Here is a 25,775-nt window from a genome sequence, read left to right on the forward strand (position 1 = left end):
ACCCCCATCACCGGCACCGCCACGACCACCACCACCGCCCCACCCCTGACCATCCACGAAGCCCGCACCCGCCTCGTCACCGAACCCCTCGACTGAACGGGATGCTGCCCGTCGTCGCCTCGGTCGGTTCGACGACAGCAGCCCGCACGAGGAACACTGAGCGGACCGCTCGGTGTGCGCCTCGGCTCTGGTCAGCAGCGCAGCAGGTCCCGGGCGGCCGCTCTCGGCCAGGCCGACCGGCCAGACCGACCGAGCGGATCGACAGGACGAGGGCACACGTGGAGGACGAGGCATGGGTAGGACGTTGATCGTCGAGGCTGACGGCGGTTCACGCGGCAACCCCGGACCTGCGGGCTACGGCGCACTCGTGCGCGACGCTGCGACGGGAGCAGTGCTGGCCGAGCGAGCCCGCTACCTCGGCGTCGTGTCGAACAACGTCGCCGAGTACTCGGGGCTCGTCGCGGGGCTCGACGCCGCGCGGTCGATCGACCCCGAGGCGCGCGTGGTCGTGCGGATGGACTCCAAGCTCGTCGTCGAGCAGATGTCGGGGCGTTGGAAGATCAAGCACGAGGACATGCGCCGGCTCGCGGCCGAGGCGGCGCAGGTGCTGCCGCCGTCGCAGGTCACCTACGAGTGGGTGCCGCGTGCCGACAACTCCGCGGCCGACGCCCTCGCGAACCAGGTCATGGACTCGCGCGGCGAGATCGCCCACGACCACTGGGTTGCCGACGCCACACCTGTGACCGACCAGGGGCAGGCGGACACGGACCTGGCAGTCGAGGAGCCGGCCGACCCGAGCGGTGCGCCCGGTGCCGACGCCGCCGGCCCCGGTTTCGACACGCCGACCCGTCCCTCGGGCGCCCGTGCCCGGTTCGACGGTGCCGAGCCGTTGACCGTCATCCTGGTCCGGCACGGCCAGACGCCGCTCACCGTGGCGGGCGCGTACTCGGGCTCATCGGTCCCCGGCCCGTCGCTCACCGCGCGGGGCCGGGTGCAGGCCGCCCAGGCTGCTGACCTGATCTACCGCATCGGCCGGGACCGCTGGACCGATCTGCCGAAGCCGACCGAGATCGTCGCGTCACCCATGGTCCGTGCGCAGGAGACCGCTCGCGCCGTGAGCCGCCGTCTGGGCCTGCACGTCCGCACCGACGAACGTTTCGCCGAGGTCCACTTCGGAGAGTGGGAGGGACTGACGGCCGGGCAGATCGCGGAGCGCTGGGACGGGCATCCCGAGCAGTGGCTCGTCTCGGGCACCGAGGCCGCCCCGGGCGGGGAGTCGATGGCCGACGTCGGCGACCGGGTCTGGGCCGGGCTGCAGGACCTTCTCGCGCAGGGCACCGGCCGGACCGTGGTCGTGGTGGGTCATGCGGTGCAGGTGCGTGCCGCCGTCGGGCGGGCGATCGAGGCGCCGCCCTCGCGCTGGGCGGGCTTCCGGGTTCCGCCGGGGTCGGTGAGCATCGTGCGGCTGTGGGCCGACGGGGCGACCGAGCTGACCGTCGTCGGGTGCCCGAGCGAGCCCTGAACCCGCACTGAGAACGAGGTTGAGGTCGTCAGAAGGCCGTTGGCGACCTCGACGTCGTTCTCGACCGTGGGTCCGTCGTCAGGAGACGACGAGCTCCAGCGTCGACGCACCGCGTGCTCCGGGCAGCAGCGTCGCATCGAGCAGCGCGGTACCGACGAGCTCGTACGCGGCCTTGAGCAGCTCGTCGGCCGTGTGCACGGGTTCGGCGCGAGTCAGGAGGTGTCCGGTGAGGACGCCGCGCGTGTGCTTGGCGTTGTGCGACACGACGCTCCGCTTCCCGTCGAGCTCGCGCAGCACGCGCACCGCGACGTGCTCGGCCCCGGCAGGCACCTTCCACGCGGCTGCGTAGGGCGCCGAGCGGCAGTCGATCACGACGTCACCGGTCGCCCGCACGTCCAAGGCTGCGGCGAGGTGCGGTCGCCACGACGGGGCGAGCGCCCCGAGCGGAGGGAGCTTGGTGCCCATCGACAGCCGGTAGGCGGGGATGCGGTCGATGGGGGAGACCGTGCCCCACAGCGCCGACACGATCCGCACGGACTCCTCGGCCCGCGCCGCAGCGGCGGGCGGCAGGTCGGCCAGACCCGCAGCGGCGTACAGCACGCCCGAGTACACCCGCGAGGCGGGAGCAGCCGGCGCTGTCGCCAGCGACACGTTGCGCGCCACCTCGTCGGCGAGCCCGCTGCTGACACCCAGGACGTCGAGCGCGTCGCGCCGCCTGCTCGCGGCGACGAGCGCCTTGAGCACGGCCTTGCGGTGCCGGGTGAGCGACGGCGAGCTGAGGGACGCGAGGTCGAGTGGAGCGCCGTCGTCGGGCAGGGACTTTCCCTCGGAGGGCGGCAGGAGCAGAAGCACACCGCCACTCTAGGGTGGGCGCGGCGGCCGTCCCGCCCGTCGCCCGCGTGGCGATGGTCACCCGTGGCGCACCCCGAGCCGCGGCACTAGGTTGTGCCGCATGGTCCAGGTCAAGATCTACGGCACCCGCACGGTCTGGGAGATGAAGCGCGAGGTCATCTCCGACGTGATCCACCGGGCGGTCGTCGGCGCCTGGGGGCTGCCCGAGGACAAGCGGTTCCACCGCTTCCTCCTCATGGAGGACGGCGACCTGGTCGCGCCACAACGCAGCGACGCGTACCTCGTGATCGAGGTCGTGTGCTTCACGGGTCGTTCGCGCGAGGCCAAGCGGGCGCTCATCGCCGCGATGTTCGACGACGTCGCGCCCTTCCTGGGGCTGGCGGCGGACGACCTCGAGGTCGTCATCCTGGAGAGCCCGCCCGAGAGCTGGGGCATCCGGGGCACGAGCGGCGACGAGCTCGCGCTGGGCTACCGCGTGGACGTGTAGGCTGCGGGAGCGGATGAGTCGGTCAGACGGCCGCGTCGGCGCCCTCGTGGCGTCGCCGAGGAACGTCCGGGCTCCACAGGGCAAGGTGGTGGGTAACGCCCACCCGGGGTGACCCGCGGGACAGTGCCACAGAGAACAGACCGCCTCCCACGACTCCGGTCGCGGGCGGTAAGGGTGAAACGGTGGTGTAAGAGACCACCAGCGGGCCAGGTGACTGGTCCGGCTAGGTAAACCCCACCTGGAGCAAGGTCAGACAGACTGTGTTGGAGGGCGGCCCGCCCGATTCTCTGGTGAGAAGCACAGTCGGGTAGACCGCTGGAGGCGTGCGGCAACGTACGTCGTAGATGGATGGCCGTCACCCGCGCGGGGGCAACCGCGCGCGGGGACAGAACCCGGCGTACCGACCGACTCATCCGCCCTGTCATCCATCTCTCCCCGTCAGTAGGCTGGCGGGATGAGGATCGTCGAGTGCTTGGCTCCCCTCGTGGGGCAGTGGCAGGGCGTCCACCGGCAGCGCCTCCTCCCGACCGACGAGTTCGTCGCGTCGGCCGCGACCGCTTCGGTCACGGTCACGGCGCGCGAGTACGTCTCGTTCGCCTACACGTGGTCCGACGGCGACGCGCCCCAGGAGGGCCTCCTGCTTCTGAGCGGCGGCTCGGGCGAGGAGGGGGTGTCGGCGGTGTGGCTCGACTCGTGGCACGCGTCGCCCGCGTGGATGCTCGTCGACGGGACGGTGGGGGACGACGGCGTCGTGCGGCTCACCGGGAGCTATGCCGCGCCGGAGGGGCCGGACTGGGGCTGGCAGATCTTCGTCGCGCCGGTCGTGGGCGGTGGCGGGCGCATGACGATGCTCAACCTGGTGCCGGGCGAGGCCGCGTACGAGGCGGTCGAGGCCGTGTACGACCAGCGGGCCTGAACGCTGCGGCCGACTGCTCGTCGCCCGCTCGCCCTACTCGTCGCCCGCTCGCGCCCGCCGCATCAGCCCGAGGGGCAGTGCGACCCACAGCAGAGCGAACAGCACGAGCGCGCCCACCGCCGCGATCACCGCGGCCGTCCACCCGACGACGACGTCGAAGATCAGCAGCACCGTGCCCGTGACGACGAGGGCGAGGACTGCGAGCCCTACCCGCGCCAGCCGGTCGGCCGACGTGACGAGCCGCGCCTTGAGGTGCTTGCGGAAGAGCATGCGGTGCAGAGACACGGGTGCGACGAGCAGCCCGGTCGCGATCACGGAGAGCACCACGAGGCACAGGTAGACGGTGCGCTGCGCGGGGTCGAGCTCCCCGAACCGCTGCTGGAACGGCAGGGTCAGCAGGAAGCCGGTGAGGATCTGCACGCCCATCTGCGTGACGCGGAGCTCCTGGAGGAGCTCGGCCCAGTTCCGGTCGGCCCGCTCGTCGGCGCTCTCGTCCCGTGAGTCGGTGATCGGCCCGTCGTGCGCGCGGTCGGGCTGCTGGTTGTGGGCTCCGTCGCCCGAGGCGCTCGACCCTGCGGGGCCGCCGGCGTCGGCGCCCTTGTTCATTCGGCGACCCCGTCCATCCGACGGCCCCGCTCAGTGGTTCCGCAGCGCGGAGATGAGCTCGCCCTTGCGCATGGTCGAGCGGCCTTCGATACCGACCTCGCGGGCGCGCTTGCGCAGCTCGGCGACGCTCCACTCCTCGTAGGCGGGTGAGGAGCCTCCCTTGGCGCCGACCTCGCTCCGGGACGACGCGGCGGCCGCGTTCGCTATGCGTGCGGACTTCTCCTTCGAGTTCCCCTCGTCGCGCAGCGACTCGTACAGCTCCTTGTCCTTGACGGACGGGCCGGGGTCTCGCCTGGGCATGGTGACCACCTCTCGGGTCGTGTCTCGGTAGGTCGTCCGACCGTACGACGGCGCCGCGCCACTCGCGCGAGAAGTCGCACCGAGGTGGGGCAGACCCGGTCGAAGCACCACGAGCACGGGGATGATTCGCCCTTAAATGCACCTGATGACCCTCTCAGGTAAAGTAATCCCCAGAATGCTGTCATGCGGGCGCCTGTTGGGGGTACCCTTGCTCTGTTGGCGGCACTGCAGGCGTCGGGTGCCGAGAACGCGACGAGCGGGGGCTCACGTCATGACTGCGAGCAAGACAACGACGACGACAGGCGGGATCACGCTCTTCGAGCAGCCCGACACGAGCGTGGTGGACATGTGGGGCGAGATCGACGTCGCCCTGCGGAGCGAGGCGAGTGCGGCACTGGCGAACGCCCTGGACCGTGACGTCCCCGTGGTGATCGACACCTCGAAGGTGACGTTCATGGACTCGACCGGGATCGCGTTCCTCGTGCAGTTCTACACGATCGGCTGCGAGGAAGGGCTCCAGGTGAGCCTGCGGAACCCGCCGACGGTCGTGACCGACGTCCTGGAGATGCTGGGCGTGATCGACATCTTCCCGTCGCTGCCGCAGCATCAGATCGAGCACCCGGTCGAGGACCGGCACCCGAGCACGGTCTGAGGCCGGTCGACCGCCCGGCCTGACCCGCCACAGCGGACCAGGCCGAGCCGCAGCGGACCAGGCCGAGCCGCAGCGGACCAGGCCGAGCCCGGCCCGCGCGCGACGACGACTACGCGAGCCCGGCCCCTTCGGCGGCGAGCGCCGCGGCCCCGACGATCCCGGCTGCGTTGCGCAGCTTCGCGGGGATGATCGGTGCCTTGAGGTCGAGCAGCGGCAGGAAGTTCTCGTGGTGCTTGGAGATGCCGCCGCCGACCACGATGAGGTCGGGAGAGAACAGCATCTCGACGACGTCGAAGTAGCGCTGGAGCCGCGCCGCCCACTCCTCCCAGGAGAGGTCCTCGCGGCTGCGCGCGGACTCCGCGGCCCGGGACTCGGCGTCGAACCCGTCGATCTCGAGGTGTCCCAGCTCGGTGTTGGGCACGAGGACCCCGTCGACGACGAGTGCGCTGCCGATGCCCGTCCCGAGGGTCGCGAGGAGCACGGTGCCGCGCGCGTCCTTGGCGGCGCCGTACCGGACCTCGCCGATCCCGGCGGCGTCGGCGTCGTTGACGGCGACGACGTGCCGCCCGGTCTCCTTCTTGATCAGGGCGGGCAGGTCGACGCCCTTCCACGACTTGTCGAGGTTCGCGATGAACCCGATCACGCCGTGGCGGATGGGGCCGGGGAACGCGACGCCGATGGGGACGTCGTGGGGCAGGTCGTACTCGTCGACGAGCTCCGCGATGACCTTGGCGACGGCCTCGGGGGTCGAGGGCTGCGGCGTCGGGATGCGGTGGCGCTCCTGGGCGAACTCGCCCGTCGAGAGGTCGACGGGTGCGCCCTTGATGCCGCTGCCGCCGACGTCGATCCCGAACGCGAGGCCGTGGTGGTGGTGTGAGTGCTTGCTCATGGCAGGGTCAGGATCTCCGCTCCGTCTTCGGTGACGACCAGGGTGTGCTCGAACTGGGCGGTCAGCGACCGGTCCGCGGTGACTACGGTCCACCCGTCGTCCCACGTCTGCCACTCGGGGCCGCCCAGCGTCAGCATGGGTTCGATGGTGAAGACCATCCCTGGTTCGATGATGGTGTCGTGGTCGGGGGCCGCGTCGTAGTGCGGGATGACGAGGCCCGAGTGGAAGGCCTCCCCGACGCCGTGGCCCGTGTACTCGCGCACCACGCCGTACCCGTGGCGGTGCGCGTACTTCTCGATGACGCGGCCCAGGACGTTGACCTCGCGCCCGGGGCGCACGGCCTTGATGGCGCGGTCGAGGGACTCGCGCGTGCGCTGGACGAGCAGCGCGGCCTCCTCGCTGATCTCGCCGACCGCGAAGGTCGCGTTGTTGTCGCCGTGGACGCCGCCCACGTACGCGGTGATGTCGACGTTGACGATGTCGCCCTCCACCATCTCGGTCGAGTCGGGGATCCCGTGGCACACGACCTCGTTGAGGGACGTGCACAGCGACTTGGGGAACCCGCGGTAGCCGAGCGTGGACGGGTAGGCGCCGTGGTCGAGGAGGAACTCGTGCCCGATCCGGTCGAGCTCGTCGGTGCTCACCCCGGGGGCGACGTGCATCCCGACCTCGGCGAGGGCCTGGGCCGCGATGCGGCTCGCGACGCGGATCCGCTCGATCGTCTCGGGGGCCACGACGTCGTCGCCCGTGAAGGGCTGCGGGCCGGGCCGTCCGACGTACTCGGGCCGCGCGATCGAGCGCGGCACGGCGCGTGGCGGGGAGAGCGTCCCGGGGACCAGAGGTCCGCGCGGGGCGGTCAGGACGGGTGAACCGGGCATCGTGCCAGTCTACGGAGGTGAGCGCCGCCGAGACGTCCATCGGCCCTGCGCGCGTCCGCCGTCGCGCGCGGGGTCGTGTCGGTGCGGCAGGATCGACCCATGACGAAGGAACGATTCTCCGACGACGGTGACGCTGCGAGCGACGACCAGTTCTTCTTCGACACGCGCACGGGCGAGGTGTCGAAGGGCCCACAGTCGACCTGGTCGTCGCGCATGGGGCCCTACCCGACGCGGGAGGCGGCGGCCAAGGCGCTCGAGCTCGCTCGTGCCCGCTCCGAGGCGTGGGACGAGGAGGAGCGCGAGCGAGAGCAGGACCGGTGACGTCCTGCCCGACGACGCTACGCGCCCCGGTGCACCAGGGCACCCTGGCGCGCGACGCCGTCGGGCGGGGGAGCGCTACTTCTCGAAGCTGTGCGCGGCGTCGGGGAACGTCCCGCCCTTGACCTCGGCCGCGTAGTCCTGCGCGGCCCGGCCCAGGGCCGCGCCGATCTCCGCGAAGCGCTTGGCGAACCGCGGCGACCACTCGGTCATGCCCGCGAGGTCGGTCCAGACGAGGACCTGGCCGTCGCACACGGGACCCGCCCCGATGCCGATCGTCGGGATGCGCACGATCTCCGTGACGCGTGCGGCGACCTCGACCGGGACCATCTCCAGGACGAGGGCCACCGCCCCGGCGTCCGTGACCGCGAGGGCGTCCTCGCACAGGATCTCCGCGGCCTCGTCCCCGCGGCCCTGAACGCGCGGCCCGCCCAGGATGTTCTCCGACTGGGGCGTGAAGCCCAGGTGCGCCACGACGGGGATGCCCGCGTCGGTCAGCGCACGGATCTGCGCGGCCGAGCGGCGACCGCCCTCGATCTTGACCGCGTGCGCACCGGTCTCCTTCATGATGCGCACGCCCGTCGCGAGAGCCTGCTCGGGCCCGGCCTCGTACGACCCGAACGGCAGGTCGACGATCACGAGAGCGCGACGGGCCGCCCGGGCGACGCCGCGCGCGGCCGGGATCATGTCGTCGACCGTGACGGGCAGCGTGGTCTGGTGGCCGTGCATGGTGTTCCCGATCGAGTCCCCGACGAGGAGCATGTCGATGCCGGCCTCGTCGAAGATGCGGGCGGTCACCGCGTCGTACGCGGTGAGCATGGTCAGCTTCTCGTGCCGTGCCTTGGCCTCCGCGAGGTGGTGCACGCGGAAGCGCTTGACGGGCGTGGCCGGGGTCTGGCCGGGCTGGGTGTGTGCGGACATGCTCTCGTCTCTCCAGGTCGTGCGGCCCGTCGGTGGTCGGTGGGCCGGTCGTTCGGGAAGCGGGTGGGTGGCGTGCGGCGGGCGCGCGGGCACGCCGGTCGGTGCTACTCGACGGGCTCGCGCCAGCGGGACGTGACGGGCAGGCGGCGGTCGCGGCCGAAGGCCAGCGACGTGACCTTGGGGCCGAGCGGGTACTGGCGCCGCTTCCACTCGGCGCGGTCGACGAGCGTCACGACCTTGTCGACGACCTCCGGGTCGAACCCGCGTGCGAGCAGCTCGGCGCGCCCCTCGGCGTGCTCGATGTACGCGTCGAGGACCTCGTCGAGCAGGTCGTAGGGCGGCAGCGAGTCCTGGTCGGTCTGACCGGGGCGCAGCTCGGCCGAGGGCGGCTTGGTGATCGAGGACTCGGGGATCGGGGGGATCTCGCCCGCGTCGAGCGCGGCGTTGTTGCGCCAGCGGGCGAGGGCCCACACGCGCGACTTGTCGACGTCCTTGAGCGGGGCGTACCCGCCGATGCTGCCCGCGTCGTAGATGGTCGCGTACCCGACGGCGAGCTCGGACTTGTTGCCCGGCGCGATGACGAGGTGGCCCTCGCGGTTGGAGATCCCCATGAGGACCACGCCGCGCACGCGCGCCTGGAGGTTCTCCTCGGCGACGCCCTCGAGCGCGAGCTCACCCTGGAAGGCGTCGACCATGGGTGCGATGGGCTGCACGCGGTAGTCCGCGCCGAGCCGCTTGGCGAGGTCGGCGGCGTCGTCCTTGCTGTGCTCCGACGAGTACGTCGAGGGCATCGAGACGCCCACGACGTTCTGCCCGCCGATCGCGTCGGCCGCGATCGTCGCGGACAGCGCCGAGTCGATCCCGCCCGACAGCCCCAGGACGATCGACCGGAAGCCGTTCTTGCGCACGTACCCGGCCAGGCCCGTGACGCACGCCCGGTACACCTCCTCGTCGGGGTGCAGCGGGGCCGCGACGCGGCCCGTGGGGTACGTGGTGCCGGCGGCGCCCGGTGCGGCAGGGGCACGCGAGGGCAGGTCCCACACCAGCAGGTCCTCGACGAACTGCGGCGCGGAGGTGAGCACCGCGCCGTCGGGCCCGACGACGAACGAGCCGCCGTCGAACACCAGGTCGTCCTGGCCGCCGACCATGTTGACGTACGCGACCGGGGCGTCCACCTCGCGCGCCCGGCGTGCGGCGAGCTCTGTGCGGACGTGCCCCTTGCCCTCCTCGTAGGGCGAGCCGTTGAGCACGAGGAGCAGGTCGATCCCGTGCCCGGCCTCGTCGAGCCCGCCCAGCGTGGTGATCGGGCCGCCGTCCTGCCAGATGTCCTCGCAGATCACGATGCCGACCGAGCGGCCGGCGATCTCCAGGACGAGGGGTTCGGTGCCGGGCGCGAAGATGCGGAACTCGTCGAACACGCCGTAGTTGGGCAGGTGGTGCTTGTCGTACGAGGCGACGACCTTCCCGTGCTGGATCGCGACCGCACGGTTGGTCGGGAGGTCGGCGGGTGAGCCCGACACCTCGCGCTCGGCGGCGCCCGCGCCGCGGGCGAGCGCGGTCTCGGAGGTGCCCACGGTGCCCAGGACGACCGTCACATGACCCAGGCCCTCGCGCGCGAGCTGGGCGGCGACGTCGGCGGCCGCGTCCCAGGCCGCGCGGCGGAACGAGGCCCGCAGCGCGAGGTCCTCGACGGGGTAGCCCGTGAGGGTCATCTCGGGGAAGGCCACGAGGTCGGCGCCCTCGCCGGCCGCCCGCCTGGTCCATTCGAGGATCGCCGCCGTGTTCTGGTCGATCGCTCCCACGCACGTGTCGATCTGTGCGAGGGCGATCCGCAGGTCTGCCATGCCCGCCAGCCTATGCGAACCCGCCGGTCAGGTGGCCACCCGCACCCCACGTGGGCCGGGTCGTGGCAGGCTGGTGACACGTCGGCCGCGTCAGGACGCGACGTAACCCGCTCGTCACACTCTTCAGGCAGGATGTAGCCCATGGACAGGCAGCAGGAGTTCGTGCTCCGCACGGTCGAGGAGCGCGACATCCGCTTCATCCGTCTCTGGTTCACCGACGTGCTGGGGATGCTCAAGTCGGTCGCGGTGGCTCCCGCGGAGCTCGAGTCCGCGTTCGCGGAGGGCATCGGCTTCGACGGCAGCTCGATCGAGGGCCTCACTCGTGTCTACGAGGCCGACATGATCGCGCGCCCCGACCCCACGACGTTCCAGGTGCTCCCGTGGCGCGGGGAGCGGCACGGGACCGCGAGGATGTTCTGCGACATCCTCACCCCGGACGGCGAGCCCTCGCTCGCGGACTCGCGCAACGTGCTCAAGCGCGCGCTCGCGAAGGCGAGCGACAAGGGCTTCACGTTCTACACGCACCCCGAGGTCGAGTTCTACCTCTTCAACCACCCGGCGGACGCCTCGGCGCCGCTCGTGCCGGTCGACCAGGGCGGGTACTTCGACCACCTGGCCCGGGGATCGACGCACGACTTCCGCCGCGCCGCGATCACGATGCTCGAGTCGATGGGCATCTCGGTCGAGTTCTCCCACCACGAGGCGGGCCCCGGCCAGAACGAGATCGACCTGCGCTACGCCGACGCCCTGACGACGGCCGACAACCTCATGACGTTCCGCACGGTCGTCAAGGAGGTCGCCCTGGAGCAGGGGGTCTTCGCGTCGTTCATGCCCAAGCCCATGGCGGACCAGCCGGGCTCCGGCATGCACACGCACCTGTCGCTGTTCGAGGGCGACCGCAACGCGTTCCACGAGCCCGGCGCGCAGTTCGAGCTGTCGAAGACGGCGCGCTCGTTCATCGCGGGCCTGCTGGTCCACGCGGCGGAGATCACCGCCATCACGAACCAGTACGTCAACTCGTACAAGCGCCTGTGGGGTGGCTCCGAGGCGCCGAGCTACGTGTGCTGGGGTCACAACAACCGCTCGGCGCTCGTGCGCGTGCCCATGTACAAGCCGGGCAAGGGCAACTCGAGCCGCATCGAGTACCGCGCGCTGGACTCCGCGACCAACCCGTACCTCGCGTACGCGGTGATCCTCGCGGCGGGCCTCAAGGGCATCGAGGAGGGCTACGAGCTGCCCGAGGCGACCGAGGACGACGTGTGGGAGCTGACCGACGCCGAGCGCCGCGCGCTCGGCATCAAGCCTCTGCCGCAGTCGCTCGACGCCGCGATCCAGATCATGGAGACGTCCGAGCTCGTCGCCGAGACCCTGGGCGAGCACGTGTTCGACTTCGTGCTGCGCAACAAGCGCCAGGAGTGGGACGCCTACCGGTCCCAGGTGACGCCGTTCGAGCTGAAGCGGTTCCTCCAGGTCCTGTGAGCCAGTCCTCCCGTCGGTCGGTCGGGTCCCGGTGGTCGTCATGACCTCGGGGCCCGACGACGTCACGCCCCTCGGGCGCGTCGGCGCACCCCACGGGTCGCGCCGCCCCACCCTGAGCTCGCGCCTGCGCCGGATCGGGTTCGCCGACGTGACCCGCTCGGCGTCGCTGCTCGACGACAAGGACCTCGTGGGCGTCGTCGGGCCGCTGCCCGAGGACGTGCTGGTCGCGCTCGGCGTGACCGCTGACCCCGACCTGGCCCTGCTCCAGCTCGCGCGGCTGTCGTCGGCGGTGGCCGGGGACGAGGCGTCGTGCCGGACGTTCCGCGACCTGCTCACGGGAGCGGGGGAGCGCGATGCGGCGGAGGCTGTCGAGGGCGAGGCCCCGGTCCCCTCGGGTCGCGACCGTCTGCTCGCGGTGCTCGGCGCGTCGGTCGCCCTCGGCGACGAGCTCGTGTCCCACCCGGACCTGCTGGTCGTCGTCGCCGACCCGGCGTCCGGGACCGGCGTCGACGCGGGCGCCGTCCGGGCCGAGCTGCTGCGCGCGGTCGGCGCGGACCCCGAGGCCCACCAGCCCGTCTCGGCGCTGCCGGCCGCCGCCGCGACCGACGCCATGCGCCGCGCCTACCGGTCCCGTCTCCTGCGCATCGCCACGACCGACCTCACGTCGCGCGAGCCGCTCACGCGGTTGCCGGCCGTGGCCGCGGCGCTCGCGGACCTCGCGGCCGCAGCGCTCGAGGCCTCGCTCGCGATCGCGCGCTCCGAGCTCGACGACCACGGGGCGGGCGTGCGGCTCGCCGTCATGGGCATGGGCAAGTGCGGCGGTCGTGAGCTCAACTACGTCTCGGACGTCGACGTGATCTACGTGGCCGAGCCCGCCGAGGGGTACGACGAGACCTACGCGACGAGCGTCGGTGCGCGGCTCGCGACGGGCCTCGCCCGCGCCTGCCAGGGGACGTCGTCGGAGCCGCCGCTGTGGCCCGTCGACGCGGCGCTGCGCCCCGAGGGCAAGAACGGCCCGCTCGTGCGCACGCTCGCGAGCCACCTCGCGTACTACGAGCGCTGGGCCAAGACGTGGGAGTTCCAGGCGCTGCTCAAGGCGCGCCTGGTCGCGGGCGACCGCGAGCTCGGTGCGGCGTACCACGACGCGATCAACCCGTTCGTGTGGTCGGCCGTGACGCGCGAGAACTTCGTCGAGGACTCCCAGGCGATGCGCCGCCGCGTCGAGGACCACGTGCCCGCCGCAGAGGCCGACCGTCAGCTCAAGCTCGGCAAGGGCGGCCTGCGCGACGTCGAGTTCACGGTCCAGCTCCTGCAGCTCGTGCACGGGCGGGCCGACGACTCGATCCGCAGCCCCAGCACTCTGACGGCGCTCGCGGCCCTGGCGGCGGGCGGTTACGTCGGGCGCGAGCACGCCGCGCGCCTCGCGGTCTGCTACCGCTTCCTGCGCTCGCTCGAGCACCGCATCCAGCTCTTCCGGCTGCGCCGCACGCACCTGGTGCCGACGGGCGAGGACGACCTGCGTCGTCTGGCACGGTCGTTGGGCATGCGCGCCGAGGGTGCGGAGGGACTTCTGGACCGGTGGCGTTCCACGCGCCGCGAGGTGCGCGCGCTGCACGAGGAGCTCTTCTACCGGCCCCTGCTCCCGGCCACGGCACAGCTCTCGGCCGAGGAGGCGAGCCTCGCGCCCGAGGCGGCCAAGGCACGCTTCCAGGCGATCGGGTACCGCGACCCGGCGGGCGCGATGCGGCACGTGCTCGCGCTGACCGAGGGCGTGAGCCGTCGTGCCGCGATCCAGCGCCAGCTCCTGCCGGTCATGCTGGGCTGGTTCGCCGAAGGGGCGGACCCGGACGCGGGGCTGCTCAACTTCCGCAAGCTGTCCGAGGAGCTCGGCTCGACGCACTGGTACCTCAAGCTGCTGCGGGACTCGGGCTCGGCCGCGTACCGGCTCGCGACGCTCCTCTCGAGCTCGCGGTACATGGCCGACGCGCTGTCGCGTTCGCCCGAGTCGGTGGCCTGGCTCGCCGACGACGCCGACCTCGTCCCGCGCGGGGCCGAGCGCCTCGCGAAGGAGGCCGACGCGATCCTCACGCGCGCCGACGTCGCCGTCCCGGCGGCCACGGCGCTGCGGGCCGTGCGCCGCCGCGAGCTCGCGCGCACCGGGGCCGCGGAGATCCTCGGCGTCGTGGCCCCGGTCGACGCCGCCCGCGCGATCTCCGACGCCGCCGATCTCGCCCTCGTGGGCGGGCTGCGCGTGGCGCAGTTCGTCGCCCGGGGCGAGCTCGGGGTCGCGGACCCGGCCGACGACCCGGCGCGGTGCGCGATCATCGCGATGGGCCGCCTGGGCGGGCGCGAGATGGGCTACGGCTCGGACGCCGACGTCATGTTCGTGCACGAGCCCACCGAGGGCGCGAGCGAGCGCGACGCGCAGGCTTTCGCGCTCGTCGTCGCGACCCGGTTGCGCTCCCTGCTGGGCGACATGGGCCCCGAGCCCGGGCTGCCCGTCGACGCCGACCTGCGCCCCGAGGGACGCAACGGCCCGCTCGTGCGCTCGTTCGACTCGTACGCCGAGTACTACGACCGCTGGTCGGCCGCGTGGGAGTCCCAGGCGCTGCTGCGCGCCCGACCGGCCGCGGGGGACGCAGGGCTCGGCGAGCGGTTCATGCGGCTCGTCGACCCGCTGCGCTACCCGGCGGGCGGGCTCGACGCCGCGACCGTGCGCGAGGTGCGGCGCATCAAGGCCCGTGTCGAGTCGGAGCGGCTGCCGCGCGGCGTCGACCCGTCGCGCCACCTCAAGCTCGGCCGGGGCGGCGTCTCGGACGTCGAGTGGACGGTCCAGCTCCTGCAGCTCCAGCACGCCCACGAGGTCGCGGGCCTGCGCACGACGTCGACGATCGACGCGCTCGAGGCCGCGGCGGTCGCGGGCATCGTCACGCCCGAAGACGCCGCGACCCTGGGCGAGTCGTGGCACCTCGCGTCGCGGTTGCGCAGCGCGCTCGTGCTCTGGTCCGGGCGCTCGGGCGGACCGACGGCCGACGTCCTGCCGCACGAGATCCGGGCGCTGACCGGGCTCGCTCGCGTCATCGGCGACGAGGAGTCCGGGGCCGAGCTCGAGGAGCGCTACCTGCGGACCGCGCGACGGGCCCGGGCCGTCATGGAGCGCGTGTTCTACGGCGAGGACTGAGCCCCGCCCGCCTCGGTGGTGTGCCGACCTGACGACCGGGCCGTACGGCCCGGTCGTCAGGTCGGCTCGGGCACGGACCTGACCTCAGGCCAGGGCCTTCGCCTTGAGCGTGGCGAACTCGTTCTCGTCGATCACGCCCGAGTCGAGCAGGGCCTTGGCGTCGGCGATCTGCGTGACCGGGGACGAGTCGGCACCGGCGACTCCTCGGATGTAGGCGTCGGTCTGCACCTTGGCCTGCGACATGTCCTGCATCTGGCGCTCGGCCATCCCGCGCCCGCGGGCGATGATGTAGATCAGCGCGGAGAGGAACGGCACGACGATGAGGGCGACGACCCACACCGCCTTCCACCAGCCGTTGAGCGTGTGGTCGCGGAAGAGGTCGGCGAGGATCCGGAACAGGATCATCAGGTACATGAAGAAGAAGAACCACCAGACCATCAGCCAGAACCAGTCCATGAAGCTGTCCATGCGAATTCCTCCTCAGGTGGGTGCCGGTCAACCGGCGAGGATCTGAGCCTTCTGCGCCTCGAACTCGGCAGGGCTCAGCACTCCCTGGTCGCGCAGCGCGGAGAGCTGCGTGAGCTGGGCGATCTTGGCGTCCATGCCGACGGGCGCGGGTGCAGGCGCGGGCGGCGGCGGTGCGGCGTAGGTCGGCTGCGGTGCCTGCTGCGCAGGCGGTTCCTCCTGGGCGGCCCAACGGCCGGCCTGGCGGCGGGAGACGCGGTTGGAGACGGCGGTCGCGGTTCCGGCGACGACGGCGGTGCGCGCGACACCTCGGATCAGTCCGGGCATGGTGTTCCTCCTCTGTCGGGAAGCGGGTCAGGCGTTCTCGGCGGCGTCGAGCGCGGCGAGCACGGCCTGCACCGGGATGCGCCCGCTCGCGACGAGCTGGGCGCCGCCGCGGCGCAGTGCGGACGCGAAGGGCGCGGCCCACACGTTCTCGTAGACCAGGACCGCTGCGGTCCGACCGGGCTCGACCGCCTCGGCGGCCTCGGTCAGGTCCTCGTGCCCCAGGAGCCCCGACGAGGCGCCCGCGAAGATCTCGAGCCCCGTCGATCCGTCGGCGAGCTCGTCGAGCTCGACGCCCACCACGCTCCCGTCCTCCTCCTTGCGCAGGACGAGCAGGTCGAGGACGCGGATGGTGCCCTGCTCGACGAGGTCGACGAGCAGGGGAAAGGCTTCGCCCGTCATGGCGTCGGACGCGAACTCGACGACGAGGTAGTCGATCGGTCCGGTGTCCTGCAGGTCGCTCGGGTCCTGGGTCATGGGTCGTCGGTCCTCTCCGTCGGGACCTCTCTCGCCCCAGGTCAGGGGCGCCCGGTGCGGGGGAGGTCGCACGTGTGCTGTCGCTCCTGCCCAGGATCCGTCGCCCGACGGTCGCCGTCGTCATGCAGACCGCATGAACTTGATCCCGCCGGCACGCGGCAGGCGAGGCGCCGGATCATGTGATCGGGGTGATGCGAGCCCCCGGCGGGCGTGCGGCAATAGGAGGACGTGACCGGGCGAGAGGATGGCCAGACCGTGGACTACACCGATCGACTTCGGCGCTTCGCGATCAACGACGCACGCCTCGAGGAGGACCTGGAGCTCGAGTCGACCGTCCTCGAGCCCAAGACGCTCGCACTGATCCGGCTCGCCGCGCTCGTCGCGGTCGGCGGTGCCGAGCCGACGTACGGCAGCGAGGTCGACGAGGCGGTGACAGCGGGCGCGACCACCGCGGAGATCGTCGACGTCCTCGCCGCGACCATCCCCATCGTCGGGCTGCCGGCCGTCGTGGCAGCAGCACCCAAGCTCGCGCTCGCGCTCGGCTACGACCCGTTCGACGCGCGCGAGCCCGGATGAGGGCTCACGCGCCCAGGAGCCCCCTGTCGACCGCACGCTCCACGGCCTCGCTCCGGCTCGACACACCCAGCTTGCGGTAGATCGAACCGATCTCCGAGCTCGCGGTGTTGCGTGACACGAACAGCCGCTCACCGATCTCCCGGATCGTGAGGTGGGTCTGGAGGTAGGGCAGGAGCCGCAGCTCTGCGGGCGTGAGCGGAGGTCCGGTGCCGACGGCCGTGGTCGCGTGCTGGGCCGCGTCGAACGACTTGCGCAGGTCCGCGACCTCGTCGCTCAGCACGCCGAGCGAGGGGCGTCGGAGCAGCACGTCGTCGATCTCGCGCAGAAGGTGCCGGACCGCGGCGACGTCCGCCGTCGCCCAGCTCGTCCGCGCGAGACGCAGACGCACGCGGACGGCGAGCGTCGGGAACGCGTACGTGCAGAACGTCCTGGTGCGCATCCCGCGGGTCAGGAGGTCGGCGGTCCGCGCCGGGTCGTGGTCGTGGTGGGCTAGGCGAGCGGCCACCGCGTAGCCGAGCGCGCTCGTGGGGTGGTCACCCGTCCGATGGTCCTCGACGGCGGCCAGGATCCGCCGGACCCGGCCGCGGGCACCTTCCCAGCGGCCGTGGTCCATGTCGAGGTCGGCGAGCTGCGCCTCGGCGTAGACGAGCATGTCCGCGTCGCCGAGGGCGCTCGCGGCCTCGGCGCCGAGCTCGAGGTGCCGGACGGCGGACTCGTCGTCGCCGGTCAGGCGGAGCGCGTCGCCGCTCAGCACCAGCGCGGTGTCGCGCCACGGGCTCCACTCGGGCTCGGCGGCCAGGGCCACGCCGGCGTCGTCGAGCATCCGTTGCGGGCCGTCCGGGCACCGCAGGGCCCGGTACATCGCCCGCACCGAGTCGAACGAGGCCGACCCGTCCTCGGGGTCGCCGTCGAACGTGGCCGTGTCCACGACCGCTCCCCAGTGCTCGGCGGCCCCGGCGCGTCCCTCGGACACCGCGACGTGGCCCGCGAGCGCCGCGAGCGGGGGGTGGCTGCGGATCGCGTCGTCGCCCAGGGTGCTCAACCATCGGTCGATCGTGGAGGTCCGGCCGTCCTGGACGAGGGGCATGACGACCCGGGTGACGAGCCGGGCGGCGCGCTCGCGCTCGCCGGTGGCCAGGAGCTGCTCGACGGCGCGTGCCGGGGACCCGTTCGCCTCGTACCAGTCGGCGGCCCTGACCCGGAGGGTGTCGGCGAGGTCGGGCTCGGTCGTCAGGAGGTCGTCGAGGAGCAGCTCGCGGAACAGGGCGTGGTAGCGGAACCAGCGGCGTTGCCGGTCGAGCGGGACGAGGAAGAGGTGCGCGGACTCGAGCCCGCGCAGGTGCCGCAGCGACGAGGTCTCGCCCAGGACGGCGTCGCACAGGGGGGCGGTCAGGTCGTCGAGGATCGCGGTGCGGCGCAGGAACTGTCGCGTCTCGTCGGGCAGTCGTCGCAGCGCCTCCCGTTGGAGGTAGTCGGCGACGTACCGGTCGGTGCCCGTGACGGTTGCGGCGTCTGCCTCGTCGCCGCTGTCGCGTGCGGCGAGCGCCGCGAGGTGCACCCCCACGGGCCAGCCCTCGGTCCGGGTCCGGACGGCGTCCGCGACGTCGGGCGTGAGGGGTACGTCCGCCGCGGCGAACACCTGTGCGGTGCCCTCGGTGTCGAGCGCGAGCTCGCGCACGCCGAGCTCGACCGTCGCGTCCGTCGCGCGCAGCTGCGCCAGGTGTGGTTGCTCGTCGCGGCTCGCGGCGACGAGCTGCGACCCGTCGGGGATTCCTGCGACCACGATGCCCAGGACGTCGTGGCAGGCCGCGGACCTCACCTCGTGCAGGTCGTCGAGCACGAGGACGAAGGGAGCGGGGCTGGTGCGCAGGGCCGACGCCAGGCGGGGGGCTGCCCGTCCCAGCAGCGAGGCGTCAGGTCCGGACATGTGCGCGCCGAGGTCCGGGCGCCCGATCCCCTGGCGGGCGAGGGCCGCGGCGAGCACGGTCAGCAGGGTCAGGGGGGCGTCGTCGAACCGGTCGAGCGTGATCCACACGACCGTCCTCGGGTCGCTCGCGGCCCACTCGGCGAGGAGCGTGGACTTGCCGTAGCCCGGGGGAGCGGTGACCCCGACGACCCGTCGTCCGCTCGCGCGTGCGGCGTCGATCAGCGGGGCCCGGCTCACGACCGGTGCTCCGGTCCGGGGCACGGTGAGCTTGGCGTCGAGGAGCTGGTGGTCGAGCTCCAGGGGCGTCGTTGCCGGCCGCGGCTCCTTGTTCACGACTCTCACGATAGGGCGCAGGTTCCCTGTGCGCCCGGGGGAGGCGCGGGATCATGCGGTCTGGGGGATGCCTCGGGGTGAGGGGTGCTCCTAGCGTGGGACGCACCCATGCCTCGTCGTCCGACCGAGCGGAGTCCCTCATGCGTCCCGACCAGCACGCCCGCACGATGCTGCCCGTCCCGGACCGGCCCGCGCCGGGGCTCGTGACCTACGACGCGAAGGACCCTGACACGTCGTTCCCGCCCATCGAGCCGCTGCTCCCTCCGGAGGGTGCGCCGAACGTCCTGGTGGTCCTGCTCGACGACGTGGGCTTCGGGGCGTCGAGCGCGTTCGGCGGCCCGTGCCGGACGCCTACCGCGGAACGGCTCGCGGCCGGCGGGCTGCGCTTCAACCGGTTCCACACGACCGCGTTGTGCGCGCCGACCCGGCAGGCGCTGCTGACGGGGCGCAACCACCACTCGGTGGGCATGGGCAGCATCACGGAGACCGCGACGTCGGCTCCTGGCAACAGCTCGGTGCGGCCCAACACCAAGGCACCGCTCGCGATGACGCTCAAGCTCAACGGGTACTCGACGGCCCAGTTCGGCAAGTGCCACGAGGTGCCCGTCTGGCAGTCGTCGCCGCTGGGGCCGTTCGACGCCTGGCCGTCGGGTGGCGGTGGGTTCGAGACGTTCTACGGGTTCATCGGCGGGGAGAACAACCAGTGGGACCCGGCGCTGTACGACGGGACGACGCCCGTTGAGCCGCCCGCCACGCCCGAGGAGGGGTACCACCTGACGGAGGACCTCACGGACCGTGCGGTGGGTTGGGTGCGTCAGCAGAAGGCGCTCATGCCCGACCGCCCGTTCTTCGTGTACTTCGCGCCCGGTGCGACGCACGCCCCGCACCACGTCCCCAAGGAGTGGGCCGACCGGTACGCGGGCCAGTTCGACGACGGGTGGGACGTGCAGCGTGAGCGCACGTTCGCGCGCCAGCAGGAGCTCGGCGTGGTCCCGGCCGAGGCCGAGCTCACGGTGCGTGACCCGCAGATCCCTGCCTGGGACGACATGCCCGACGACCTCAAGCCCGTGCTCGCGCGGGAGATGGAGGTCTACGCCGGGTTCCTCGAGCACACCGACCACCACGTTGGCCGGCTCGTCGACGCCCTCGACGACCTCGGGATCCTGGACGACACCCTGATCTACTACATCATCGGCGACAACGGGGCCTCGGCCGAGGGGACCCTGAACGGCGCGTTCAACGAGATGGCGAACTTCAACGGCATGGCGGCGCTCGAGACGCCGGAGTTCCTGCGCTCCAAGGTCGACGAGTTCGGGTCGCCGTCGTCGTACAACCACTACGCGGTCGGCTGGGCGTGGGCCATGGACACCCCGTTCCAGTGGACCAAGCAGGTCGCCTCGCACTGGGGCGGGACCCGGAACGGGACGATCGTCCACTGGCCCGAGCGGATCACGCAGGGAGACGAGGTGCGCTCGCAGTTCACGCACGTGATCGACGTGGCCCCCACGATCCTCGAGGCCGCAGGGCTGCCCGAGCCGACGAGCGTCAACGGCGTCCAGCAGTCGCCCATGGAGGGCACGAGCATGCTCTACGCGTTCGACGACGCGCAGAGCCCCGAGCGGCACGACCTGCAGTACTTCGAGATGTTCGCGAACCGCGGGATCTACTTCAAGGGGTGGAGCGCCGTGACCAAGCACCGCACGCCGTGGCTCCTGGTCGGCGGTGAGGTGCCCGCGTTCGACGACGACGTCTGGGAGCTCTACGACGGGCGCACCGACTACAGCCAGGCGCACGACCTCGCGGCCGAGCAGCCCGAGAGGCTCGCAGCGCTCCAGCGGCTGTGGCTCATCGAGGCGACCAGGTACGGCGTGCTCCCCATGGACGACCGCACGGGCGAGCGGCTGGACCCTGTTTCGGCGGGGCGCCCCACGCTCGTCCACGGCACGTCGCAGCAGTTCTTCGCCGGGATGGGGCGGTTGTCGGAGAACAGCGTGCTCAGCATCAAGAACCGCTCGTTCTCGGTCACGGCCGAGGTCGAGGTCCCGGCGTCGGGTGCTGAGGGGGTGATCATCGCCCAGGGCGGCCGGTTCGGCGGGTGGTCGCTGTACACCAAGGAGGGGCGGGTGAAGTTCGTCTACAACGTCCTGGGCATCCAGGAGTTCGTGGTCACCGGTGACCTCCCGGTGCCCGCGGGCACGCACCAGGTCCGGATGGAGTTCGCGTACGACGGCGGCGGCCTCGCCAAGGGTGGTGACGTCACGCTCTACCACGACGGCGACGTCGTGGGAGCGGGACGTGTCGGGGCGACGCAGCCCATGATCTTCTCCGCGGACGAGACGACCGACGTCGGGTACGAGTCGGGCACCCCGGTCACGTCCGACTACACGACCCGGGGGAGCCGCTTCACGGGCAGGATCGGCTGGGTCCAGATCGACCTGGGCACCGACGGCCACGACCACTTCATCGACCCGGACGAGCGGCTGCGGATCGCGATGGCGCGCCAGTGACCGGTCGGTGAGGGGCGTCCCTCCCTGCGCACGGCCCGACGGCGCCGCTCACCCCGCGAGGTGAGCGGCGCCGTCGGGCGTTGGGCGGTGACACCATTCCTCGAAGCGTGGCCCTTGTCTTGACACCATGAGTGGTGTCATAGTGGTGTCATGGAACTGACGCGATACGTCGACGAGCTGCAGCACCAGCTCGCCACCGCAGCCGCCGCGGGCGGGGACGAGGCACGTGAGCTCGCCGGCCGCCTGTCGGCCCCGCTCGATACCGCCGTCCGGCTCGTCCTGCTCGAAGCCCTCTCGACCGCTGCCGCCGAGATCACGGCCGAGCTCGCGCCGGGCGCGGTCGACGTCCGGCTCCGAGGGCGTGACCCCGAGTTCGTCGTGACGCCCTCGCCCACCTCGGCGTTCGAGGAGGACGCCACCCCGCCGGTCGAGCCCGCCCGCCCGGCAGCGCTCGACCCTGACGACGTCAGCACGTCCCGCACGACGCTCCGCCTGCCCGACCAGCTCAAGGCGCTGGTCGAGGAAGCGGCAGCCCGTGAGGGCGTGTCCGTCAACACGTGGCTCGTGCGCGCGGTCGCCGCCGCGCTCGCTCCCACCGCCCCCTCCCGCCCGGCTCCCCGGGCCACGAGCACCTCCGGTCGTGTGACCGGCTGGGTGCGCTGACCCACCACCCGACACCACCACACCCACGCGCCCCGCCACCCCGGGGCGGCCACGCTCACCCCTCCGGAGGATCCGTCATGCCCACTTTCGCCGCCCCCACGCCCGTCCCGGTCGTCGTCGACGTCCCCTTCGGCAACCTGTACGTCGTCGCCGGCGAACGCGACGACGTCGTGGTGACCGTCCTGCCGGCCGACCCGAGCAAGTCCGGCTCGGTCCGCGCCGCCGAGGAGACCCGCGTCGAGCGCGACGGCGACACCGTCACGATCGTCTACCCCAACGCCTGGAAGCAGTACGTCCTGCCCTTCGCCTCCGGCGGCGCGAAGGTCACCATCGAGCTCCCCGCCGGGTCGGACCTGCGCGGCAAGGCCGGCTCTCTCTACGCCGAGGGGCGGCTCGGGACCGTCGACCTCACCCTCAACGGCGGCAACGCCCGGCTCGACGACGTCGACCGCCTCGACATCAAGGTCTCGGCAGGTTCGCTCAGCATCGGCCGGGCCTCGGGCACCGTCGACGCCGTCGTCTCGGCCGGCGGCCTGCGCGTCCGCGAGCTCGACGGCGACGCGACGGTCAAGGTGCCCAACGGCACCACCGAGATCGGGCGGACCCGCGGGAGCCTGCGCGTCAACGGCGCGCACGGGGACATCTCGATCGACCGGTCCCACGGCGACACCGTCGTCCGGTGCGCGCACGGCGGAATCCGCGTCGAGCAGGCCGTGACCGGCCGCGTCCAGCTCGAGAGCTCGTCCGGCTCGATCGAGGTCGGCGTGCCCGAGGGCACGGCTGCCTGGCTCGACGCGACCTCGCAGCACGGCCAGGTCCGCAACCTCCTGCAGGACGCCGCCGGTCCCGACGAGTCCGACCTGACGGTCGAGGTCCGCGCAGGAACCAGCTACGGCGACGTGATCGTGCGCCGCCCTCACGCCTGAAGGAGAAGCTCATGACCACCACAGTCCGTGGACCCGCGATCGAGGTCGCAGGCCTGTGCAAGTCCTACCGCTCGAAGTCCGGCACCCAGCTCGTGCTCGACGGCGTCGACCTCGTCGTCCCGGCCGGGACGATCACCGCGCTGCTCGGCCCCAACGGCTCGGGCAAGACCACGACCGTGGGCGTCCTGTCGACCCTGCTCGCCGCCGACGCCGGCACGATGCGCGTCGCGGGCCACGACATCGCGCGTGAGCCGGGCGCCGTCCGCGCCTCGATCGGCGTGACCGGCCAGATCACGGCCGTCGACGAGCTGCTCACCGGCACGGAGAACCTGCGGCTCATGGCCGACCTCAACCACCTCGGGAAGTCCGCCGGACGCCGTCGGGCGACTGCGCTGCTCGAGCAGTTCGGCCTCGCCGAGGCCGCGGGCAAGCCCGTGGCCACCTACTCGGGCGGCATGAAGCGCAAGCTCGACCTCGCGATGACGCTCGTCGGCACGCCGTCGGTCGTCTTCCTCGACGAGCCGACGACGGGTCTCGACCCCCGCAGCCGTCGCACCCTGTGGGACGAGGTGCGTGCGCTCGTCGAGGGTGGCACCACGATCCTGCTCACCACGCAGTACCTCGAGGAGGCGGACCGGCTCGCCGACTCCGTCGCGGTGCTCCACGGCGGCCGCATCGTCGCCGAGGGCACACCCGCAGAGCTCAAGTCCGTGCACGACGCGGGCTCGCTCGACGAGGTCTTCCTCGCACTGACCGAACCGCCCACCGAGGGGGAGGCCGGCACCGACGCCGCTGCCACCACCGACGCCGCCGCCGGTCCGACACAGGACAAGGAGAACGTCCGATGACTGCCATCGCCACCACCGCCCCCACCACCACGGCCCGGCCCCGCCCCGTCGCCGACGTCGGGACGATGCTCCGCCGCAGCCTGCTGCGCGCCGTGCGCTACCCGGGCCTGACGGTCTTCCTCGTCGGCGGCCCGATGGTCATGCTGCTGCTGTTCGTCTACGTCTTCGGCGGGGCCTTCGGTGCCGGCGTGGCTCCCGGGATCACGCCGGGCGCCGACGGCCGGGCCGCCTACCTGGACTACATCACGCCGACTCTCCTGGTCATCACCGTCGTCGGGGGAGCGACGTCGGTCGCGGTGAGCGCCGCGATGGACGCCGCGAGCGGCATCATGGCCCGGTTCAAGACCATGGCGATCTCGCCGGGGTCCATCCTCTCGGGGCACGTCCTCGGGTTCGCCGTGCAGGCCATGATCGCCGTGGTCCTCGTGCTGGGCGCCGCGATCGCCATGGGCTACCGTCCCGAGGCCGACGCTCTCGACTGGCTCGCCCTGCTGGGCCTGTTCGTCCTGCTCGGGACCTGCCTCAACTGGCTGTGCGTCGCCATGGGTCTGGGCGCCCGCAGCGTCGAGACCGCGAGCAACACGCCCATGCTCCTGCTGCTCCTGCCGTTCCTCGGCAGCGGGTTCGTGCCCGTCGAGACCATGCCGACGGCCGTGCGCTGGTTCGCCGAGCACCAGCCCTTCACGCCCGTCATCGACACCGTGCGCGGGCTGCTCGCCGGGGGAGCGGGACTCGAGGGCTCGACCGCGGTGCAGGCCGTGGCCTGGTCCGTCGTGATCGGCGTCGCGGGCTACGTCTGGGCGCGTGCGCTCTTCCGCCGCGAGCGTCGCGTCTGAGACCAGGAAGAGGCGACGGATCGGGCACCGTGTGACCAGCCGCACACCCGTCCGGCGCCCCTCGCCGGGTGACTGCCGACCACCCGACCTACGCTCGGTCGATGACGACGGACCTCCGTGAACCGGTCGTGTGCGTGCTCGCGCTCACGCCTCTCCTGGCGATCGAGATCGAGCCCGCCGGGCCGCACGAGACGTCGCCCGAGATCCACGTGCACCCCGGTGGGCAGGGGTTGTGGCTCGCGCGCATGGCGTACTCGCTCGGTGCGCACGCGATCGTGTGCGGGCCGTTCGGCGGGGAGACCGGGTCGGTGGCCGCGCACCTGGCCCGCGCCGAGAACCTCGACCTGCGGGTGACCTCGACAGGGGCCAACGGTGCCTTCGTGCACGACCGGCGCAGCGGTGAGCGCGCCGAGGTCGTGGCCATGGAGCCCTTCCCCCTGAACCGGCACGAGGTCGACGACCTGTACGGCACGGTGCTCGTCGCGGCGCTCGACGCCGCGGTCACGATCCTCACCGGGTCCAGCACGCCCGTCGGCGTCCCGCCGGACTTCTTCGGCCGGCTGACCAAGGACCTGCACGCGGCCGAGCGCCAGGTCGTCGCGGACCTGTCGGGCGCCGAGGCCCACGCGGTCGCCCAGGAGCCCGGCGCGGTCCTGAAGATCAGCCACGAGGAGATGGTCGAGGGCGGCTTCGCGCCCGACGACGGCGAACGGTCGTTGCGCACGGCGGCGGACGAGATGGTGGCTGCGGGTCCGCGTGCCGTGATCGTCTCGCGCGCCGAGGCGCCGTCGCTCCTCGTGACGCGCGAGCGCAGCTACACCGTCCAGAGCCCGTCCGTCACGACCGTGGACCATCGTGGGGCGGGCGACTCGATGACGGCGGGGATCGCCGTCGGGCTCGCGCGGGGCATGGACCTGCCCGACGCCGTGCGCCTGGGCGCCGCCGCCGGGGCCCTCAACGTGACCCGCCGCGGGCTGGGCACGGGGCACCGCGACCAGATCGAACGCTTCGCGGACCGCGTGACGGTGCGCGAGACCCGCTGACCACC

25 protein-coding genes and 1 other RNA gene are annotated in these 25,775 nt (G+C 72.5%); 15 read left to right on the top strand and 11 right to left on the bottom strand.

The genetic code is table 11. The features are described from left to right. The first annotated feature begins 292 nt into the window (after nucleotides 1–292). Nucleotides 293–1,522, top strand: a complete 1,230-nt coding sequence (locus tag IE95_RS0117175) for a bifunctional RNase H/acid phosphatase (protein WP_030153177.1) — start codon at nucleotides 293–295, stop codon at nucleotides 1,520–1,522. A 78-nt stretch (nucleotides 1,523–1,600) separates the two neighbouring features. Here the strand turns inward: IE95_RS0117175 and IE95_RS0117180 are convergent, their stop codons facing one another. Then, nucleotides 1,601–2,374, bottom strand: a complete 774-nt coding sequence (locus tag IE95_RS0117180; protein ID WP_030153179.1) for a YaaA family protein — start codon at nucleotides 2,372–2,374, stop codon at nucleotides 1,601–1,603. 100 nt (nucleotides 2,375–2,474) lie between these two features. Here IE95_RS0117180 and IE95_RS0117185 point away from each other — a divergent pair, with 100 nt between their 5' ends. The 3 genes from IE95_RS0117185 (at nucleotide 2,475) to IE95_RS0117190 (ending at nucleotide 3,777) form a co-directional block, all read left to right on the top strand. Next, nucleotides 2,475–2,861 (top strand): tautomerase family protein, encoded by a 387-nt coding sequence (locus tag IE95_RS0117185; protein WP_030153181.1) that lies wholly within the window; start codon nucleotides 2,475–2,477, stop codon nucleotides 2,859–2,861. A gap of 14 nt (nucleotides 2,862–2,875) precedes the next feature. Then, nucleotides 2,876–3,277: RNase P RNA component class A (gene rnpB / locus IE95_RS19850), an RNA gene on the top strand. Nucleotides 3,278–3,315: 38 nt separating this feature from the next. After that, nucleotides 3,316–3,777, top strand: a complete 462-nt coding sequence (locus tag IE95_RS0117190; protein ID WP_030153184.1) for a DUF1579 family protein — start codon at nucleotides 3,316–3,318, stop codon at nucleotides 3,775–3,777. A gap of 33 nt (nucleotides 3,778–3,810) precedes the next feature. On the opposite strand, the gene IE95_RS0117195 is transcribed toward IE95_RS0117190, so the two are convergent. Continuing rightward, entirely contained in the window at nucleotides 3,811–4,383 is a 573-nt protein-coding gene (locus IE95_RS0117195) for a DUF6328 family protein (RefSeq protein ID WP_240666416.1), read from the bottom strand. Between the two features lie 30 nt (nucleotides 4,384–4,413). Beyond that, the gene (locus IE95_RS0117200) at nucleotides 4,414–4,683 is read right to left on the bottom strand and encodes a DUF7218 family protein (protein ID WP_030153189.1); all 270 of its coding nucleotides are present in this window, start codon (nucleotides 4,681–4,683) and stop codon (nucleotides 4,414–4,416) included. Between the two features lie 271 nt (nucleotides 4,684–4,954). Between IE95_RS0117200 and IE95_RS0117205 the strand changes: the two genes are divergently transcribed. Next, complete coding sequence (locus IE95_RS0117205) at nucleotides 4,955–5,335, top strand: STAS domain-containing protein (protein WP_084690390.1); 381 nt, start codon at nucleotides 4,955–4,957, stop codon at nucleotides 5,333–5,335. 109 nt (nucleotides 5,336–5,444) lie between these two features. On the opposite strand, the gene ppgK is transcribed toward IE95_RS0117205, so the two are convergent. Further along, complete coding sequence (gene ppgK / locus IE95_RS0117210) at nucleotides 5,445–6,224, bottom strand: polyphosphate--glucose phosphotransferase (protein WP_030153194.1); 780 nt, start codon at nucleotides 6,222–6,224, stop codon at nucleotides 5,445–5,447. Beyond that, the gene (gene map, locus IE95_RS0117215) at nucleotides 6,221–7,102 is read right to left on the bottom strand and encodes a type I methionyl aminopeptidase (protein WP_030153196.1); all 882 of its coding nucleotides are present in this window, start codon (nucleotides 7,100–7,102) and stop codon (nucleotides 6,221–6,223) included. The genes ppgK and map overlap by 4 nt, the downstream gene beginning before the upstream one ends. A 99-nt stretch (nucleotides 7,103–7,201) precedes the next feature. Between map and IE95_RS0117220 the strand changes: the two genes are divergently transcribed. Then, complete coding sequence (locus IE95_RS0117220; protein ID WP_030153199.1) at nucleotides 7,202–7,423, top strand: hypothetical protein; 222 nt, start codon at nucleotides 7,202–7,204, stop codon at nucleotides 7,421–7,423. Nucleotides 7,424–7,498: 75 nt separating this feature from the next. On the opposite strand, the gene panB is transcribed toward IE95_RS0117220, so the two are convergent. Continuing rightward, nucleotides 7,499–8,341, bottom strand: coding sequence for a 3-methyl-2-oxobutanoate hydroxymethyltransferase (panB, locus tag IE95_RS0117225; protein WP_030153202.1), 843 nt, complete (start codon nucleotides 8,339–8,341; stop codon nucleotides 7,499–7,501). A 104-nt stretch (nucleotides 8,342–8,445) separates the two neighbouring features. Beyond that, the gene (locus tag IE95_RS0117230) at nucleotides 8,446–10,185 is read right to left on the bottom strand and encodes an NAD+ synthase (protein WP_030153203.1); all 1,740 of its coding nucleotides are present in this window, start codon (nucleotides 10,183–10,185) and stop codon (nucleotides 8,446–8,448) included. A gap of 141 nt (nucleotides 10,186–10,326) precedes the next feature. On the opposite strand from IE95_RS0117230, the gene IE95_RS0117235 reads away from it, so the two are divergent. Beyond that, nucleotides 10,327–11,664, top strand: coding sequence for a glutamine synthetase family protein (locus IE95_RS0117235; RefSeq protein ID WP_030153204.1), 1,338 nt, complete (start codon nucleotides 10,327–10,329; stop codon nucleotides 11,662–11,664). Nucleotides 11,665–11,704: 40 nt separating this feature from the next. Further along, complete coding sequence (locus tag IE95_RS0117240) at nucleotides 11,705–14,845, top strand: bifunctional [glutamine synthetase] adenylyltransferase/[glutamine synthetase]-adenylyl-L-tyrosine phosphorylase (protein ID WP_051703262.1); 3,141 nt, start codon at nucleotides 11,705–11,707, stop codon at nucleotides 14,843–14,845. Between the two features lie 84 nt (nucleotides 14,846–14,929). Here the strand turns inward: IE95_RS0117240 and IE95_RS0117245 are convergent, their stop codons facing one another. Genes IE95_RS0117245 through IE95_RS0117255 form a run of 3 tightly spaced genes read right to left on the bottom strand, consistent with a single transcriptional unit; the run spans nucleotide 14,930 to nucleotide 16,111 of the window. Next, the gene (locus tag IE95_RS0117245) at nucleotides 14,930–15,313 is read right to left on the bottom strand and encodes an SHOCT domain-containing protein (RefSeq protein ID WP_030153206.1); all 384 of its coding nucleotides are present in this window, start codon (nucleotides 15,311–15,313) and stop codon (nucleotides 14,930–14,932) included. A gap of 27 nt (nucleotides 15,314–15,340) precedes the next feature. Next, the gene (locus IE95_RS0117250) at nucleotides 15,341–15,637 is read right to left on the bottom strand and encodes an SHOCT domain-containing protein (protein WP_030153207.1); all 297 of its coding nucleotides are present in this window, start codon (nucleotides 15,635–15,637) and stop codon (nucleotides 15,341–15,343) included. A gap of 27 nt (nucleotides 15,638–15,664) precedes the next feature. Next, nucleotides 15,665–16,111, bottom strand: coding sequence for a DUF6325 family protein (locus IE95_RS0117255; RefSeq protein WP_030153208.1), 447 nt, complete (start codon nucleotides 16,109–16,111; stop codon nucleotides 15,665–15,667). A 255-nt stretch (nucleotides 16,112–16,366) separates the two neighbouring features. On the opposite strand from IE95_RS0117255, the gene IE95_RS0117260 reads away from it, so the two are divergent. Continuing rightward, on the top strand, nucleotides 16,367–16,687 hold the full coding sequence (locus tag IE95_RS0117260; RefSeq protein ID WP_030153209.1) for a carboxymuconolactone decarboxylase family protein: 321 nt from the start codon (nucleotides 16,367–16,369) through the stop codon (nucleotides 16,685–16,687). A gap of 4 nt (nucleotides 16,688–16,691) precedes the next feature. On the opposite strand, the gene IE95_RS0117265 is transcribed toward IE95_RS0117260, so the two are convergent. Further along, entirely contained in the window at nucleotides 16,692–18,947 is a 2,256-nt protein-coding gene (locus IE95_RS0117265) for a LuxR family transcriptional regulator (RefSeq protein WP_030153210.1), read from the bottom strand. Between the two features lie 140 nt (nucleotides 18,948–19,087). On the opposite strand from IE95_RS0117265, the gene IE95_RS0117270 reads away from it, so the two are divergent. The 6 genes from IE95_RS0117270 to IE95_RS0117295 all read left to right on the top strand — a co-directional run bounded on the left by IE95_RS0117270 (nucleotide 19,088) and on the right by IE95_RS0117295 (nucleotide 25,770). Next, nucleotides 19,088–21,454: an arylsulfatase gene (locus IE95_RS0117270; RefSeq protein WP_030153212.1), complete on the top strand. Its 2,367-nt coding sequence runs from the start codon at nucleotides 19,088–19,090 to the stop codon at nucleotides 21,452–21,454. Between the two features lie 150 nt (nucleotides 21,455–21,604). Then, the gene (locus tag IE95_RS0117275) at nucleotides 21,605–22,117 is read left to right on the top strand and encodes a ribbon-helix-helix protein, CopG family (protein ID WP_030153213.1); all 513 of its coding nucleotides are present in this window, start codon (nucleotides 21,605–21,607) and stop codon (nucleotides 22,115–22,117) included. Between the two features lie 77 nt (nucleotides 22,118–22,194). After that, the gene (locus IE95_RS0117280) at nucleotides 22,195–23,043 is read left to right on the top strand and encodes a DUF4097 family beta strand repeat-containing protein (protein WP_030153215.1); all 849 of its coding nucleotides are present in this window, start codon (nucleotides 22,195–22,197) and stop codon (nucleotides 23,041–23,043) included. 11 nt (nucleotides 23,044–23,054) lie between these two features. Continuing rightward, nucleotides 23,055–23,891, top strand: a complete 837-nt coding sequence (locus IE95_RS0117285; RefSeq protein WP_036572514.1) for an ABC transporter ATP-binding protein — start codon at nucleotides 23,055–23,057, stop codon at nucleotides 23,889–23,891. Further along, on the top strand, nucleotides 23,888–24,727 hold the full coding sequence (locus tag IE95_RS0117290) for an ABC transporter permease (RefSeq protein ID WP_030153220.1): 840 nt from the start codon (nucleotides 23,888–23,890) through the stop codon (nucleotides 24,725–24,727). Before IE95_RS0117285 ends, IE95_RS0117290 begins: the two co-directional genes overlap by 4 nt. Nucleotides 24,728–24,828: 101 nt before the next feature. Further along, the gene (locus tag IE95_RS0117295) at nucleotides 24,829–25,770 is read left to right on the top strand and encodes a 1-phosphofructokinase family hexose kinase (protein WP_030153223.1); all 942 of its coding nucleotides are present in this window, start codon (nucleotides 24,829–24,831) and stop codon (nucleotides 25,768–25,770) included. Nucleotides 25,771–25,775: the final 5 nt, after the last annotated feature.

It is taken from the genome of Oerskovia turbata, from assembly GCF_000718325.1.
In the GTDB taxonomy this organism is placed as follows: domain Bacteria; phylum Actinomycetota; class Actinomycetes; order Actinomycetales; family Cellulomonadaceae; genus Oerskovia; species Oerskovia turbata.

What these genes read in the sequence shown, in the direction of transcription:
- IE95_RS0117175 (WP_030153177.1), top strand. Translation starts at nt 293, where the DNA reads ATGGGTAGGACGTTGATCGTCGAGGCTGACGGCGGTTCACGCGGCAAC.
- IE95_RS0117185 (WP_030153181.1), top strand. Translation starts at nt 2,475, where the DNA reads ATGGTCCAGGTCAAGATCTACGGCACCCGCACGGTCTGGGAGATGAAG.
- IE95_RS0117190 (WP_030153184.1), top strand. Translation starts at nt 3,316, where the DNA reads ATGAGGATCGTCGAGTGCTTGGCTCCCCTCGTGGGGCAGTGGCAGGGC.
- IE95_RS0117195 (WP_240666416.1), bottom strand. Translation starts at nt 4,383, where the DNA reads ATGAACAAGGGCGCCGACGCCGGCGGCCCCGCAGGGTCGAGCGCCTCG.
- IE95_RS0117200 (WP_030153189.1), bottom strand. Translation starts at nt 4,683, where the DNA reads ATGCCCAGGCGAGACCCCGGCCCGTCCGTCAAGGACAAGGAGCTGTAC.
- IE95_RS0117205 (WP_084690390.1), top strand. Translation starts at nt 4,955, where the DNA reads ATGACTGCGAGCAAGACAACGACGACGACAGGCGGGATCACGCTCTTC.
- ppgK (WP_030153194.1), bottom strand. Translation starts at nt 6,224, where the DNA reads ATGAGCAAGCACTCACACCACCACCACGGCCTCGCGTTCGGGATCGAC.
- map (WP_030153196.1), bottom strand. Translation starts at nt 7,102, where the DNA reads ATGCCCGGTTCACCCGTCCTGACCGCCCCGCGCGGACCTCTGGTCCCC.
- IE95_RS0117220 (WP_030153199.1), top strand. Translation starts at nt 7,202, where the DNA reads ATGACGAAGGAACGATTCTCCGACGACGGTGACGCTGCGAGCGACGAC.
- panB (WP_030153202.1), bottom strand. Translation starts at nt 8,341, where the DNA reads ATGTCCGCACACACCCAGCCCGGCCAGACCCCGGCCACGCCCGTCAAG.
- IE95_RS0117230 (WP_030153203.1), bottom strand. Translation starts at nt 10,185, where the DNA reads ATGGCAGACCTGCGGATCGCCCTCGCACAGATCGACACGTGCGTGGGA.
- IE95_RS0117235 (WP_030153204.1), top strand. Translation starts at nt 10,327, where the DNA reads ATGGACAGGCAGCAGGAGTTCGTGCTCCGCACGGTCGAGGAGCGCGAC.
- IE95_RS0117240 (WP_051703262.1), top strand. Translation starts at nt 11,705, where the DNA reads ATGACCTCGGGGCCCGACGACGTCACGCCCCTCGGGCGCGTCGGCGCA.
- IE95_RS0117245 (WP_030153206.1), bottom strand. Translation starts at nt 15,313, where the DNA reads ATGGACAGCTTCATGGACTGGTTCTGGCTGATGGTCTGGTGGTTCTTC.
- IE95_RS0117250 (WP_030153207.1), bottom strand. Translation starts at nt 15,637, where the DNA reads ATGCCCGGACTGATCCGAGGTGTCGCGCGCACCGCCGTCGTCGCCGGA.
- IE95_RS0117255 (WP_030153208.1), bottom strand. Translation starts at nt 16,111, where the DNA reads ATGACCCAGGACCCGAGCGACCTGCAGGACACCGGACCGATCGACTAC.
- IE95_RS0117270 (WP_030153212.1), top strand. Translation starts at nt 19,088, where the DNA reads ATGCGTCCCGACCAGCACGCCCGCACGATGCTGCCCGTCCCGGACCGG.
- IE95_RS0117275 (WP_030153213.1), top strand. Translation starts at nt 21,605, where the DNA reads ATGGAACTGACGCGATACGTCGACGAGCTGCAGCACCAGCTCGCCACC.
- IE95_RS0117280 (WP_030153215.1), top strand. Translation starts at nt 22,195, where the DNA reads ATGCCCACTTTCGCCGCCCCCACGCCCGTCCCGGTCGTCGTCGACGTC.
- IE95_RS0117285 (WP_036572514.1), top strand. Translation starts at nt 23,055, where the DNA reads ATGACCACCACAGTCCGTGGACCCGCGATCGAGGTCGCAGGCCTGTGC.
- IE95_RS0117290 (WP_030153220.1), top strand. Translation starts at nt 23,888, where the DNA reads ATGACTGCCATCGCCACCACCGCCCCCACCACCACGGCCCGGCCCCGC.
- IE95_RS0117295 (WP_030153223.1), top strand. Translation starts at nt 24,829, where the DNA reads ATGACGACGGACCTCCGTGAACCGGTCGTGTGCGTGCTCGCGCTCACG.